General features: G+C 70.5%; 15 protein-coding genes. 6 read left to right on the top strand and 9 right to left on the bottom strand.

Translation table 11 applies throughout. The features are described from left to right. Positions 1-69 precede the first annotated feature (69 nt). From ACZ6R9_RS05225 to ACZ6R9_RS05250, 6 genes are all read right to left on the bottom strand, one after another. Positions 70-915 carry a hypothetical protein gene (locus tag ACZ6R9_RS05225; RefSeq protein WP_380480003.1) on the bottom strand — a complete coding sequence of 282 codons (846 nt, stop codon included), beginning with the start codon at positions 913-915 and terminating at the stop codon, positions 70-72. Between the two features lie 91 nt (positions 916-1006). Continuing rightward, positions 1007-1846, bottom strand: a complete 840-nt coding sequence (locus ACZ6R9_RS05230; RefSeq protein WP_380480001.1) for a hypothetical protein — start codon at positions 1844-1846, stop codon at positions 1007-1009. A gap of 85 nt (positions 1847-1931) precedes the next feature. Further along, entirely contained in the window at positions 1932-2777 is an 846-nt protein-coding gene (locus tag ACZ6R9_RS05235) for a hypothetical protein (protein ID WP_380479999.1), read from the bottom strand. A 101-nt stretch (positions 2778-2878) separates the two neighbouring features. Beyond that, complete coding sequence (locus ACZ6R9_RS05240) at positions 2879-3712, bottom strand: hypothetical protein (protein ID WP_380479997.1); 834 nt, start codon at positions 3710-3712, stop codon at positions 2879-2881. 48 nt (positions 3713-3760) lie between these two features. After that, positions 3761-3916 carry a hypothetical protein gene (locus ACZ6R9_RS05245; RefSeq protein ID WP_465536630.1) on the bottom strand — a complete coding sequence of 52 codons (156 nt, stop codon included), beginning with the start codon at positions 3914-3916 and terminating at the stop codon, positions 3761-3763. 79 nt (positions 3917-3995) lie between these two features. Continuing rightward, positions 3996-4652: a phosphotransferase gene (locus ACZ6R9_RS05250; RefSeq protein WP_465536631.1), complete on the bottom strand. Its 657-nt coding sequence runs from the start codon at positions 4650-4652 to the stop codon at positions 3996-3998. Between the two features lie 130 nt (positions 4653-4782). Here ACZ6R9_RS05250 and ACZ6R9_RS05255 point away from each other — a divergent pair, with 130 nt between their 5' ends. The 3 genes from ACZ6R9_RS05255 to ACZ6R9_RS05265 all read left to right on the top strand — a co-directional run bounded on the left by ACZ6R9_RS05255 (position 4783) and on the right by ACZ6R9_RS05265 (position 6634). Next, positions 4783-5571 (top strand): phosphotransferase, encoded by a 789-nt coding sequence (locus tag ACZ6R9_RS05255; protein WP_465536632.1) that lies wholly within the window; start codon positions 4783-4785, stop codon positions 5569-5571. A 66-nt stretch (positions 5572-5637) separates the two neighbouring features. After that, a complete protein-coding gene (locus tag ACZ6R9_RS05260) occupies positions 5638-6129 on the top strand; it encodes an LURP-one-related/scramblase family protein (RefSeq protein ID WP_465536634.1) in 492 nt (163 codons plus the stop codon). A gap of 82 nt (positions 6130-6211) precedes the next feature. Further along, positions 6212-6634, top strand: a complete 423-nt coding sequence (locus ACZ6R9_RS05265; RefSeq protein ID WP_380479989.1) for a DUF350 domain-containing protein — start codon at positions 6212-6214, stop codon at positions 6632-6634. Between the two features lie 7 nt (positions 6635-6641). On the opposite strand, the gene ACZ6R9_RS05270 is transcribed toward ACZ6R9_RS05265, so the two are convergent. Next, the gene (locus ACZ6R9_RS05270) at positions 6642-7235 is read right to left on the bottom strand and encodes a GNAT family N-acetyltransferase (RefSeq protein ID WP_380479987.1); all 594 of its coding nucleotides are present in this window, start codon (positions 7233-7235) and stop codon (positions 6642-6644) included. A gap of 123 nt (positions 7236-7358) precedes the next feature. Further along, positions 7359-8642, bottom strand: coding sequence for an adenylosuccinate synthase (locus ACZ6R9_RS05275; protein ID WP_380479985.1), 1284 nt, complete (start codon positions 8640-8642; stop codon positions 7359-7361). Positions 8643-8768: 126 nt separating this feature from the next. Between ACZ6R9_RS05275 and ACZ6R9_RS05280 the strand changes: the two genes are divergently transcribed. From ACZ6R9_RS05280 to purM, 3 genes are all read left to right on the top strand, one after another. Further along, complete coding sequence (locus tag ACZ6R9_RS05280; RefSeq protein WP_465536636.1) at positions 8769-9581, top strand: diacylglycerol kinase family protein; 813 nt, start codon at positions 8769-8771, stop codon at positions 9579-9581. 172 nt (positions 9582-9753) lie between these two features. Further along, a complete protein-coding gene (gene purF, locus ACZ6R9_RS05285; protein WP_380479981.1) occupies positions 9754-11355 on the top strand; it encodes an amidophosphoribosyltransferase in 1602 nt (533 codons plus the stop codon). A 92-nt stretch (positions 11356-11447) separates the two neighbouring features. Beyond that, complete coding sequence (purM, locus tag ACZ6R9_RS05290) at positions 11448-12524, top strand: phosphoribosylformylglycinamidine cyclo-ligase (RefSeq protein WP_380479979.1); 1077 nt, start codon at positions 11448-11450, stop codon at positions 12522-12524. Positions 12525-12660: 136 nt separating this feature from the next. Here the strand turns inward: purM and ACZ6R9_RS05295 are convergent, their stop codons facing one another. Next, positions 12661-12900, bottom strand: coding sequence for a DUF3073 domain-containing protein (locus ACZ6R9_RS05295; RefSeq protein WP_380479977.1), 240 nt, complete (start codon positions 12898-12900; stop codon positions 12661-12663). Between the last annotated feature and the right edge of the window lie 162 nt (positions 12901-13062).

Genomic DNA, 13062 nt, shown 5'->3' on the forward strand with positions numbered 1-13062 from the left:
TGCTCACGGTCTGTGGGCACACCACTTGTACACGGATCGAACGACTGCCCGGTGGAGGGGGCTGACGGATTACCAGTTGCCCCAGGTGCCGGTGCTCCACAGGGCGGCACCGCTGCTGCCGTAGATCACGAAGTTGCCGTCGTCCTGGACGATTCCGTAGGTGCCGTCCTGGCCCTTGCCCGGCGAGGACCAGATCCGCTGGCCGTTGTCGCGGTCCTGCAGGCTCAGCAGGGGGTACCACTGCGAGTTCCAGAGAACCAGCTGCCCGTGCGGGTGGTTCCAGGTGCCGCTGGACCAGAGGGCTGCGCCGTCCCGCTTGCGGTAGAGGACCAGGTTGCCGTCCGGCTGGTTGACCAGCCAGACCGACTTGGACTGGATCCACTGGCCGGATTCGATGTTCCGGCTGCTGGTGATGAAGGCCTCGGGGTAGGCGCCGCCGAAGCCGATGGCGGGGGCGAGTCCGGTGCGGCTCTCCCAGCCCTTGCCGCCGGCCATCGTCGGCCACAGCGTCATCTGGCCCCGGTACAGCGAGAAGCTCGCGCCCCAGGAGCCCGCGGTCCCGGTGCTCCACACGGCGTCGGACGGGGCGGTGCTGCCCTGGCGGTAGACGACCAGGTTGCCGTCGGGCTGCATGAACGCGTAGGCGTTCCAGTTGCCCCAGGTGCCGCTGCTCCACAGCGCCGGGCCGCGGGCACCGCTGGTGGGGCTCTGCAAGTAGAGCACCAGGTTGCCGTCGCCCTGCATCACCAGGAGGGAGTCGCCGCTCCTCATGGTCTGGCCCGGCATCAACTTGGCGCCGCTCGACAGCGTGGCGACGCTGTCCTCCGCCGAGGCGCTGGTGGCGGGTGCCATCAGGGCGATGGCAGCGGCGCCGAGCAGCGCGGCGGTGGCGCGTCTGAGAATGTTCTTCCGCATGTGGGTGGGGTCCCCCTCCGTCGTGGGCCCACGAAGCGTGGGCCCACAACTTATACACACCCCGGGCCGGTCACCCCGAGGGAGGGGAGGGTCAGCCGTTGCCCCAGGTGCCGGTGGACCACACGGCCGAGCCGTTGCTGTAGAGCACGAAGTTGCCGTCGTCCTGGACGGTCCCGTAGAGGTCGGACCGGCCGGTGGCCGGAGTGGACCAGGTGGTCGTGCCGCCGCTGTTCTTCAGCACCAGTGCGGGGGCGCTCTGCGAGTTGCCGAGGGCCAGCGTCGAGGGCCCGCGGTTCCACGTGGCGCTGGACCAGAGCGCGGCGCCGTCCCGCTTGCGGTAGAGGACCAGGTTGCCGTCGGGCTGGTCGATCAGCCAGACCGAGTTCGACTGGATCCACTGGCCGGATTCGATGTTCCGGGCACTGGTGAGGAAGGACTCCGGGCGGTCGCCCCCGAAGTCGACGGCGCGGGCGACGCCGGTGCGGCTCTCCCAGGCGGCGTTGCCGCCGCGGGCCGGCCAGATCGTCATGCCGCCCCAGTTGAGCGTGAGGTGCCCGCCCGGGGTACCCCAGGTCTTGCTGCTCCACAGGGCGTCGGCATCGGCGGTGCTGCCCTGCTTGTAGACGACCAGGTTGCCGTCCGGCTGCATGAACGCGTACGCGCCCGGGTTGCCGTAGGTGCCGGTGGACCACAGCGCCGTGGAGATCCGGACACCGGTGGAGCTCTCCACGTAGAGCACCAGGTTGCCGTCGGCCTGCATGACCAGGACCGAGTCGCCGCTCTTCATGCTCTGACCCGACATCAGCTTGTCGCCGCTGCGCAGGTCTGCGACGTCGGTCGCCGCCGAGGCGCCGGTGGCGGGTGCCATCAGGGCGATGGCGGCGGCGCCGATCAGGGCCGCGGTGGCACGTCTGAAAACGTTCTTCCGCATAGGACGGAGTCCCCCTCTTTCGTGGGCCCACGGTCTGTGGGCCCACTACTTGTACACCGCGAGCCTGACGGCCGTGGCGCGAGGGTCAGTTGTTGCCCCAGGTGCCGGTGCTCCACAGGGCCTGCTTGTCACTGGTGTAGATCACGAAGTTGCCGTCGTCCTGCACGACCGCGTAGATGCCGGACCGGCCGTTGACCGGGGTGACCCAGCTCCATTCGGTGTTCTCCTGCAGCAGCCACAGGGCAGGGAACGAAGGGGAGTTGATGAGAGTCAGTGACGCGCGCGGATGGTTCCACGTTCCGGTGGACCAGAGCGCGGCGCCGTCCCGCTTGCGGTAGAGGACCAGGTTGCCGTCGGGTTGGTCGACCAGCCAGACCGAGTTCGACTCGATCCACTGACCGGGTTCGATGTTCTTCCCGCTGGTGAGGCAGGACTCCGGGTGGGGGTTGTCGAAGCCGTAGGCGGGGGCGAGTCCGGTGCGGCTCTCCCACTGCCGACTGCCGTTCTTCGGCGACCACACCGTCATGAAGCCCCCGCTCATGCTCAGGACCGCACCCGGGTTGTTCCAACTGCGGGTGCTCCACAGGGCGTTGGCATCGGCGGTGCTGCCCTGCTTGTAGACGACCAGGTTGCCGTCGGGCTGCATGAACGCGTACGCGCCCGGGTTGCCGTAGGTCCCGGTGCTCCACAGCGCCGTCAGGCGGGTGCCGTTGGGTCCCTCCAGGTAGAGCACCAGGTTGCCGTCGCCCTGCATCACCAGGACGGAGCTGCCGTCCCGCAAGGTCTGCCCCGCCATGAGGGTTTCGCCGCTGTTGAGTCGGACGACTGTCGGGTAGGGGTAGGCCGAGGCGGTGGTGGCGGGCGCCGTCAGGGCGATGGCGGCGGCGCCGAGCAGGGCCGCGGTGGCACGTCGGAAAGCGTTCTTCCGCATGCGGGAAGTCCCTTCTGGGTGCGTGGGCCCACGGTGTGCCGGCCCATCGGTGGTGCGTCGTGACCGGGACGGCCCCGAAGGGCCGTCACCCGGTTCGTGGGTTACCAGTTGCCCCAGGTGCCGGTGCTCCACTTGGCCTGGTTGCCGCTGTTGTAGATCACGAAGTTGCCGTCGTCCTGCACGTGGATGTAGTCGCCGTCCTGGCCCTTGACCGGGGTGGACCACACCACCGTGCCGTGGTCGAACATCTCCAGGGCTCCGTAGTACTGCGAGCCCCAGAGGAACGCGGTCGAGCCCGGACGGTTCCAGGTGCCGGTGGACCAGAGCGTGGCGCCGTCGCGCTTGCGGTAGAGCGCGAGGTTGCCGTCCGGCTGGTTGACCAGCCAGACCGAGTTCGACTCCAGCCACCCTCCGGGCCCGATGCCCTGACTCGCGGCGAGGTAGGCCTCTGGGTGGTCACCTCCGACGCCGCAACACGCATGGACGCGCGAGGCGCCGGCATCCCAGAGCACCTGGGCGTTGGCCGGCCAGATCCTCAGGTAGCCGTTCCACAGCGACAGCTTCACGCCCCAGTTGCCCCACGTCCCGGTGCTCCACAGGGCGTCGGTGGTGCTGCCCTGCTTGTAGACGACCAGGTTGCCGTCCGGCTGCATGTAGGCGTAGGCGTTCCAGTTGCCCCAGGTGTGGCTGTTCCACAGCATCGGGCCGTGGGCGCCGTTGGCGGCGTTCAGGTAGAGCACCAGGTTGCCGTCGCCCTGCATCACCAGCTCGGAGTTGCCGTGCTTGAGGCTCTGCCCCGGCATCAACTTGGCGCCGCTGTCCAGGTAGACGGGCGTCCCCTGGTCGGCGGAGGCGCTGGTGGCGGGTGCCATCAGGGCGATGGCGGCGGCGCCGAGCAGCGCCGCAGTGACACGTCTGAACACACTCTTCCGCATGTGGTGAAGCCCCCTCTGTGGTGGGCCCACAGTTCGTGGGCCCACCACTTATACACCCTCAAGTTCCTTAGGTAGCGGGGGTGTTCGGGGGGCGGGGCGGGTCAGGCCCCGGGTGCCGGTGGCCCACAGGGCGGTGCCGTCGCGGGTGCAGATCGCGAAGTTGCCGTCGGCCTGCATCTCCGGCACCGAGTTGTAGGCCCCCATGTTCTCCCCCGGCATGAGCTTGCCGCCGCTCCCCAGGGCGGCGTATCCCGAACGGCCCGTAAGGCGTTCGGTGAAGTGCTCAACTCCCGTTGGCGCAAGAAGAGATGAGGGCGAGGGCGGAGTCGAGGACGGCGATCTCCGCGGCGCTCAGGGTCGGGTTGGCGGCGCGGCGGGCGCGGGCCTCGGCGAGGTGGCGGTCGGCGATCGGGGGGAGGCCGCGCAGCAGCGGGACCAGGATGGTGCGGGCCGTGTCGGGCCGGTCGTGCAGGGCCTGGGCGAGGATGACGGCGCTCATCGCGTCGTCCAGGCCGGGTTCGCCCTCGGCGGCGGTGGACCAGTCGATGACCACCGGGCCGTGCGCGGTGAGCAGCACGTTGTCGGGGTGCAGGTCGAGGTGGAGCATCCGGTCGCCGGGCCGGGCGGCGGCGCGCGGCGGGATCTGGTGCAGCCGGCGCAGCAGTCCGGCGAGCAGTTCACCGGCGGCGCCCGGGCTGATCGTCCCGGCGAGGAGCGACTCCAGCATGGTGGGGCCGCCGAGGCGTTCCATGATCAGGTCCTCGGGCCGGTCGGCGGGCCACACCGCGGGCACGGGGTAGCCGTGTTCGGCCAGGTGCGCCATCATCTCGGCCTCGCCGTCGGCAGTCAGCCCGTCCCGGTAGCGGCGCAGGACCCGCCCGTCGTTGAGTGCCCAGACGTCCGCGGTGCGGCCGCTCGCGATCAGTTCGCCGATTTCCATGCGAGCAGAAGCTAGCGCCCCGGGCCCGGCACGGGGAGGGGGAGCGGTGGATCGTTGCGTGTCCGCGTCCTTGATCGGGGTGCGGGAAAACCGGGGGACCATCGGCCGACCCATGCGCGACACTGGCCGGATGAGCGCCTGTGCACCCGAGGAAGACGTTCCCGTCCCGCCCGCGATCGCCGAACTGGCCGGCGGCGCCGCGCCGGTGGCGGTGTGGCGCAACGAGCTCGGCGGGCTGACGTTCCGGCTGAGCGACGGCCCGGGGCGGCGGTTCGCGAAGTGGGCGCCGGCCGGCAGCGGCGCCGATCTCGACGCGGAGGCCGAACGGCTGCGCTGGGCAGGCGCGTTCACCACCGTCCCCGAGGTGCTGGAGGTCGGCGGCGACGACACCGGGCGCTGGTTGCTGACGGCCGGCCTGCCCGGCCGCTCCGCCGTGGACCCGGAACTGCGCAAGCAGCCGGCGATCGCCGTCCGCGCAATCGGCGAGGGCCTGCGCGCCTTCCACGAGGCGCTGCCGGTGGCCGGCTGCCCCTACCAGTGGTCCGTCCGCGACCGGATCGACCGCGCCGTCGCGCTGCGCCGCGACCCGGCCGACTGGCACCCGGACCTGCGCCACCACGGCACCCTGGAGCGGGCGTTGGCGATCCTCGCCGACCCGCCGCCGGTGGACGCCCTGGTGGTCTGCCACGGCGACGCGTGCGCCCCCAACACCCTGGTCGGCGAGGACGGCCGCCCCACCGGCCACGTCGACCTGGGCTCCCTCGGGGTGGCCGACCGCTGGGCCGACCTCGCGGTGGCGAGCTGGAGCACGGTCTGGAACTACGGCCCGGGCTGGGAGCGTCCCCTGCTGGAGGCGTACGGGGTCGAACCCGACGAAGAACGCCTCGCGTACTACCGCCTGTTGTGGGGTCTCGCGTAGCCCGGGCTGGCAGCATGTCGAGGGCCGCCCGACGGCGGGCCGGCAAGCAGACGAGGGAGTCGGGTCATGGGTCGGAAGTTCGTGGTCAAGGAGCGCCTGTTCGCGGTCGGTGACGACTACTGGGTCGAGGACGAGCACGGCGAGAAGTGCTTCCTGGTGGACGGCAAGGTGCTGCGCGTCCGCGAGACCTTCGAGCTGCAGGACACCGCCGGCAACACGCTTGCCACCGTCCGGGAGAAGGTGCTGACCGTCCGCGACGCGATGAAGATCGAGAACGCCGACGGGGATGTGGTCGCCACCGTCCGCAAGAAGCTGTTCACCCCGTTCCACGACAAGTACCACGTGGAGCTGGAGAACGGCGGCGAGTGGGAGATCCACGGCGACCTGATCGACAAGGAGTACACCGTCAAGAACGACGGGCACCGGATCGGCGAGGTCTCCCGCAAGTGGTTCAGCATCCGTGACGCGTACGGCGTGGAGGTCGAGGACGGCGCCGACATCCCGTTGATGATCGCCGTCGCGGTCTGCCTGGACCGCCTGGTCGAGCACAACGACTGAGCCACGCCCCGCCGGCCCCGTGCGCTATGTTGTGCCGGTTCTCGGCGCGGGGCCGGCAGGCGGACAGGGGGGGCGGGACCGGATGAGCGACATCCTTCATCAGCTGGGTTACGCGGCTGCGTACGGCGGCGTCGGCCTGGTCCTGCTGCTGCTCGGCGTCGTCCTGGTCGACCTGCTGACGCCCGGTGAGCTGCGCCGGCAGATCTGGATCGAGCGCAACCGCAACGCCGCCGTGGTGCTCAGCTCCGCGCTGCTGTCGGTCGGCGCGATCGTCTTCACCGCCGTGATCTCCACCTACCAGGAGTTCGGCAAGGGCCTGGCCGCCGCCGCCGTGTTCGGCCTGTTCGGCCTGCTGCTGATGGCGGTCTCGTTCTGGGTGCTCGACCTGGTCACCCCCGGCAGGCTGGGCGAGCTGCTGGTCGACGAGGAGCCGCACCCGGCGGTGTGGGTGACCGCCGCCACCAACCTGGCCGTCGCCGCGATCGTCTCCGCCGCCATCTACTGAGGCGCCGTCACCCGGCGGCCAGCCGCTCGGTCAGCCGCGCCTTCGCCGCCGGCCACTCGTCGGCCAGCATCGAGAAGTACACGGTGTCCCGCCAACTGCCGTCCGTACGCTGCTTGTTGCGCCGGAACGTGCCCTCGTAGGAGGCGCCGAGCCGCTTGATCGCGTTCTGCGAGCGCTCGTTGCGGATGTCGGTGCGCCAGCTGACCCGGCCCATGCCGAGGTCCTCGAAGGCGTGCGTGAGCAGCAGCAGCTTCGCCTCGGTGTTCACGGCCGTCCGCCACGCGGAGCGCGCGTACCAGGTGCCGCCGATCTCCACCTGCTCCTCGGCCGCGCTCGCGTCGTAGTAGCAGCTCACCCCGATCGCCCGCCCGTCGGTGAGTGAGATGACCGCGTACGGCTCGCAGTGCACGTCGGCCAGCCGGGTGTCGATCACCCGGGCCATCTCCTCCAGCGTGCGTGGCAGCGGTGTCGGTACCCAGCGCCACACCTCCTCGTCCCCGCCGCCGGCGGCGAACAGGTCGGGCACGTGGGCGCGGGTCAGCGGTTCCAGCCGGATGTGGCGGCCGGTCAGGACGACGGGTGCGGGCAGCTTCGCGGTCATGCGCCCACCGTAGAGGCGTTTTTGCACTAGGCGCAAGCAATCTCTGCACTAGTGCAAACGCGAATGCCCATGCGAAAGGCCCAGCACCCCCGCGACAGGGATGCCGGGCCTCTCGAACCCGTCCTACAGGAAGGAGTTGATCTGGATGGTCTCGGTCCGGCCGGGGCCGACACCGATCGCCGAGATCGGCGCGCCCGACATCTCCTCCAGCGCCTTCACGTACGCCTGCGCGTTCTTCGGCAGGTCGGAGAAGGTCTTCGCCTTCGAGATGTCCTCGCTCCAACCGGGCAGGTTCTCGTAGATCGGCTTCGCGTGGTGGAAGTCCGACTGGTTGTACGGGAGTTCCTCGACCCGCTGCCCGTCGATCTCGTACGCCACGCAGACCGGGATCTGCTCCCAGCCGGTCAGCACGTCCAGCTTGGTCAGGAAGAAGTCGGTCAGGCCGTTGACCCGGGTCGCGTAGCGGGCGATCACCGCGTCGAACCAGCCGCAGCGCCGGTCGCGGCCGGTGGTCACACCGCGCTCGCCGCCGATCCGCCGCAGCGCCTCGCCGTCCGCGTCCAGCAGCTCGGTCGGGAACGGGCCCGAGCCGACGCGGGTGGTGTAGGCCTTCAGGATGCCGATCACCCGGTCGATCTTGGTCGGGCCGATGCCGGAGCCGGTGCAGGCGCCGCCCGAGGTCGGGTTCGAGGAGGTGACGAACGGGTACGTGCCATGGTCGACGTCGAGCAGGGTGCCCTGGCCGCCCTCCAGCAGCACGACCTTGTTCGCCTTCAGCGCCTCGTCCAGGACGAGCGTGGTGTCCGCCAGGAACGGCTTGATCTTGTCGGCGTAGCCCAGGTACTCCTCCAGCACCAGGTCGGCCGGGATCGCGCGGCGGTTGTAGAGCTTGACCAGCAGCTGGTTCTTGTCGTGCAGCGCCGCTTCGATCTTCTGGCGCAGGATCGACTCGTCGAACAGGTCCTGGACCCGGATGCCCACGCGGTTGATCTTGTCGGCGTAGGACGGGCCGATGCCGCGGCCGGTGGTGCCGATCCGGCGCTTGCCGAGGAAGCGCTCGGTGACCTTGTCCAGCGTCCGGTGGTACGGGGTGATCAGGTGGGCGTTGCCCGAGATCAGCAGCTTGGAGGTGTCGATGCCGCGGTCGTTCAGACCCTGCAGCTCGGAGAGCAGCACGCCCGGGTCGATGACCACGCCGTTGCCGATCACCGGCACCACGTTCGGGCTGAGGATGCCGGAAGGCAGCAGGTGGAGGGCGTACTTCTGGTCGCCGATGACCACCGTGTGACCGGCGTTGTTGCCGCCCTGGTAGCGGACGACGTAGTCGACGGAGCCGCCGAGCAGGTCGGTGGCCTTTCCCTTGCCCTCGTCTCCCCACTGGGCACCAACGAGCACGAGTGCCGGCACAGGCGTACACCCCTTCCGGTTGGGGCATCCTGCGAAGACCGCAGTCTGCCCCGAGATGGACGAAGCCCCTGGCGCAATGGCGCAAGGGGCTCTTGCACCGAGAGATTACCTGAGGAAGGACCGGTCGTGTCGTCGCTGTCCACGCCCGTATCCCGCCCCCCGGACGCCGAGGGGGCCGGGCCGCTCCTGGTGGTGCTGGACCCGTCGGCCCGGCAGGCGGACGGCGAATCGGTGCGGATCGCCAAGGATGTGCTGTGCGGCGGGGCCGATGTGAAGGTCACCCTGCCGGAGAGCCCGTCCGAGCTGGACCGGGTGCTGGCGCACCGGGGCCGCAGGCGCGCCGTGGTGATCGGCTCGGACCAGGCGCTGCAGCGGGTGTTGCAGGCGCTGCACCGGCAGCGGGAGCTGGACGCCGACCCGGTCGGGCTGGTGCCGGTCGGGGGTCCGGTGGCCACCGCGACGGCCCGCCTGCTGGGGGTGCCGGCCGAGCCGGTCGCCGCCGCGCGGACGGTGCTGGCGGGCAGCGCCCGGCGACTCGGGCTGCTGCTCGACGACGGCGGCGGAGTGGTGCTGTCCGAGGTCCGTTTCACCGGCCCGAGGCAGGGCCGAACGGGTGGCTGGCGTTCGCTATGGGCGAAACTTGCTGCGGCCGAGCAGGCGAGCCCCTCCGGATCCGAGGAGTTGCGGATCGAGGCCGACGGCCGCCTGCTGGCCGACGTCCACCAGCGGGTGCGCCACCTGCGGGTCGCCATGGTGGACGACGCCATGGAGCTCACCCTCGACCTGGACGGCAGCCCGCAGCGCCACCGGGTCGGCCGGATCACCGTGGCCGGGCGCGGCTTCGGCTACGAGGCCGACGGCTGCCCGGTCGGCCCGGTCCGCCACCGCACCTGGACGGTCCGCCCGGACTCCTGGCGGCTGCTGCTGCCCGCCGGGTGAGCAGGCTCACAACAACGGCCGCCGAGACCGCCCGCCCGCCGTGCGAAGGCTTGATGACAAGGGCGTGAAGCCGGCCACCGTCCGGGCCGAAAGCTGGTAAGGGGCGAGGTCTACGCGCGTACCGCGAGGCTGCCATCAGGGCTTTCCCCCCGTCTGCCCTAGACTTGGAGACGTGCCACGTGGTGACGGACGACTCAACCACGATCTTCTTCCCGGTGAGAAAGGCCCCCAGGACGCTTGTGGCGTCTTCGGTGTCTGGGCTCCCGGCGAGGAGGTCGCAAAGCTCACGTACTTCGGCCTCTATGCCCTGCAGCACCGCGGACAGGAATCCGCGGGCATCGCAGTGAGCAACGGCTCCCAGATTCTCGTCTTCAAGGACATGGGACTTGTCTCCCAGGTCTTCGACGAGACCTCCCTGGGGTCGCTGCACGGGCATATCGCCGTCGGACATGCCCGCTACTCGACCACCGGGTCCTCGGTCTGGGAGAACGCCCAGCCGACCTTCCGGGCGACCGCCAACGGTTCGCTGGCCCTCGGCCACAACGGAAACCTGGTCAACACCGCCGAACTCGCGGCGAAGGTCGCCGAGCTGCCCGGCGAGGAGCACGTCTCCCGCTCCGGGCGGACCGCCGCGACCAACGACACCGACCTGCTGACCGCCCTGCTGGCCGGCCACCCCGACCTGACCATCGAGGAGGCGGCACAGAAGGTGCTGCCGGGCGTCAAGGGCGCCTTCTCGCTGGTCTTCATGGACGAGCACACGCTCTACGCCGCCCGTGACCCGCAGGGCATCCGCCCGCTGGTGCTGGGCCGGATCGAGCGCGGCTGGGTGGTCGCCTCCGAGACCTCCGCCCTCGACATCGTCGGCGCCAGCTTCATCCGCGAGGTGGAGCCCGGCGAGCTGATCGCCATCGACGAGAACGGCATGCGCACCTCGCGCTTCGCCGAGGCCAAGCCCAAGGGCTGCGTCTTCGAGTACGTGTACCTGGCCCGCCCGGACACCACCATCGCCGGCCGCAACGTGCACCTCTCCCGGGTGGAGATGGGCCGCAAGCTGGCCGCCGAGGCCCCGGCCGACGCCGACCTGGTGATAGCGACTCCCGAGTCCGGCACGCCCGCCGCGATCGGCTACGCCGAGGCCAGCGGCATCCCGTTCGGCTCCGGCCTGGTGAAGAACGCCTACGTCGGCCGTACCTTCATCCAGCCCAACCAGACCATCCGCCAGCTGGGCATCCGGTTGAAGCTCAACCCGCTCAAGGAAGTCATCCGGGGCAAGCGCCTGGTGGTCGTGGACGACTCGATCGTCCGCGGCAACACCCAGCGCGCCCTGGTGCGGATGCTCCGCGAGGCCGGGGCGGCCGAGGTCCACATCCGGATCTCCTCGCCGCCGGTGAAGTGGCCGTGCTTCTTCGGCATCGACTTCGCCACCCGCGCCGAGCTGATCGCCAACGGCCTGTCGGTCGAGGAGATCGGCCGCTCGCTGGGCGCCGACTCGCTGGCCTACATCTCCATCGACGGGATGATCGAGGCCACCAAGCAGCCCAAGGACAAGCTCTGCCGGGCCTGCTTCGACGGCGAGTACCCGATGGAGCTGCCGGACCCGGCGCTGCTCGGCAAGCTGTTGCTGGAGGCTGAAATTGCCGGTGCGGCGAGCGCCGGCGGCCAGACCAAGCAGCAGCAGCCGGCCCGCGGCGGCAAGCAGACCAGCGACCTCGACGGCGTGCAGTCGCTGCTGGGTGGCGCCGGCGCGGCGGACGCGCTGCGACGCCCGTAACCAGGCGCACCGCCCCCGGCCCGGGCCGGGGGCACCCCGTCCCGGCCCCGGCCGGGGGAGGCAGCACCACCACTTCGAAAGGGCCACACCAGGTGACCAGCAACGAGACCGGGGCGACCTACGCCGCCGCGGGTGTCGACATCGAGGCCGGCGACCGTGCCGTCGAGCTGATGAAGCAGTGGGTGAAGAAGACCAACCGTCCCGAGGTACTGGGCGGCCTGGGCGGCTTCGCCGGACTGTTCGACGCCTCCGCCTTCAAGCGCTACGAGCGTCCGCTGCTGGCCTCCGCCACCGACGGCGTGGGCACCAAGGTGGCCATCGCCCAGGCCATGGACAAGCACGACACCATCGGCCACGACCTGGTCGGCATGGTCGTCGACGACCTGGTCGTGTGCGGCGCCGAGCCGCTGTTCATGACCGACTACATCTGCGTCGGCAAGGTCGTCCCGGAGCGGGTCGCCGCCATCGTCAAGGGCATCGCCGAGGGCTGCACGCTGGCCGGCTGCTCGCTGATCGGCGGCGAGACCGCCGAGCACCCGGGCCTGCTCGGCCCCGACGAGTACGACGTCGCGGGCGCCGGCACCGGCGTGGTCGAGGCCGACGCGCTGCTCGGCGCGGACCGGGTCCGGGCCGGCGACGTGGTCATCGCGATGGCCGCCTCCGGCCTGCACTCCAACGGCTACTCGCTGGTCCGGCACGTGCTGCTGAACCAGGCCGGCTGGAAGCTCGACCGCCAGGTCGAGGAGTTCGGCCGCACCCTCGGCGAGGAGCTGCTGGAGCCGACCCGGATCTACACCCTGGACTGCCTGGCGCTCACCCGCGCCACCGAGATCCACGCCTTCTCGCACGTCACCGGCGGCGGCCTGGCCGCCAACCTGGCCCGGGTCATTCCGGACCACCTGCACGCCCGCCTGGACCGCGGCACCTGGACCCCGCTGCCGGTGTTCCAGACCGTCGCCAAGGTCGGCGCGATGCAGACCCTGGAGATCGAGAAGACCCTCAACATGGGCGTCGGCATGGTCGCCGTCGTCCCGCCGGAGTCGGTCGACGTGGTGCTGTCGGTGCTGGAGGACCGCGGCGTCGAGGCGTGGCTGCTCGGCGACGTGGTCGAGCGCGACGCGGAGCACGACGGCGGCGCGGCGCTGTACAACGCCTACGAGGCGTTCTGATCCGGGCACGCTGAAGGGCCCCGCCACGGCGGGGCCTTTCTCATACGGTCACCGGCTCTCGCGCACCGTGAACAGGTACGCCGAAAACCGGCCCGGCGCCCACAGGGAGCGCCCGGACCGGTCCGGTCGAAGAACGTTATGCGCGGCGACGAGCCGGAGGGGTGTCCTCGTCGTCATCGTCGTCGTTGTTGTACCTGTCCGCGTACGCCGCGTAGGGGTCGTCCTCGTCGTCGTCCTCGATCGGCTCCGGCTCGATCGCGGTGGACGGAGATACACCCAGCTCGTGAGACAGACGGTTAGCGTCGAACCCGCCGCTGTTGTACTTCAGCTCGCGGGCGACCTTTGTCTGCTTGGCCTTGGCCCGGCCGCGCCCCATGGGTCGACCCCCTCAACGGTGGGGCTCACGGCCCCGAGTCTGACACGTGTTGATGATCAGGTCCGGTCTGCCCGAAGTGGGAAACCGTCCCTTGGAGCATTAACGGTACCTGTTTCCGCCGCCGGACGGTACGTCGCCGGTGTGACGTGGCGCGCACCCAAG

Source organism: Kitasatospora sp. NPDC048662, from assembly GCF_055587065.1.

Bases quoted from the DNA above. Each gene is read 5' to 3' on its own strand.
- ACZ6R9_RS05225 (WP_380480003.1), bottom strand. From the start codon at position 915: ATGCGGAAGAACATTCTCAGACGCGCCACCGCCGCGCTGCTCGGCGCC.
- ACZ6R9_RS05230 (WP_380480001.1), bottom strand. From the start codon at position 1,846: ATGCGGAAGAACGTTTTCAGACGTGCCACCGCGGCCCTGATCGGCGCC.
- ACZ6R9_RS05235 (WP_380479999.1), bottom strand. From the start codon at position 2,777: ATGCGGAAGAACGCTTTCCGACGTGCCACCGCGGCCCTGCTCGGCGCC.
- ACZ6R9_RS05240 (WP_380479997.1), bottom strand. From the start codon at position 3,712: ATGCGGAAGAGTGTGTTCAGACGTGTCACTGCGGCGCTGCTCGGCGCC.
- ACZ6R9_RS05245 (WP_465536630.1), bottom strand. From the start codon at position 3,916: ATGGGGGCCTACAACTCGGTGCCGGAGATGCAGGCCGACGGCAACTTC.
- ACZ6R9_RS05250 (WP_465536631.1), bottom strand. From the start codon at position 4,652: ATGGAAATCGGCGAACTGATCGCGAGCGGCCGCACCGCGGACGTCTGG.
- ACZ6R9_RS05255 (WP_465536632.1), top strand. From the start codon at position 4,783: ATGAGCGCCTGTGCACCCGAGGAAGACGTTCCCGTCCCGCCCGCGATC.
- ACZ6R9_RS05260 (WP_465536634.1), top strand. From the start codon at position 5,638: ATGGGTCGGAAGTTCGTGGTCAAGGAGCGCCTGTTCGCGGTCGGTGAC.
- ACZ6R9_RS05265 (WP_380479989.1), top strand. From the start codon at position 6,212: ATGAGCGACATCCTTCATCAGCTGGGTTACGCGGCTGCGTACGGCGGC.
- ACZ6R9_RS05270 (WP_380479987.1), bottom strand. From the start codon at position 7,235: ATGACCGCGAAGCTGCCCGCACCCGTCGTCCTGACCGGCCGCCACATC.
- ACZ6R9_RS05295 (WP_380479977.1), bottom strand. From the start codon at position 12,900: ATGGGGCGCGGCCGGGCCAAGGCCAAGCAGACAAAGGTCGCCCGCGAG.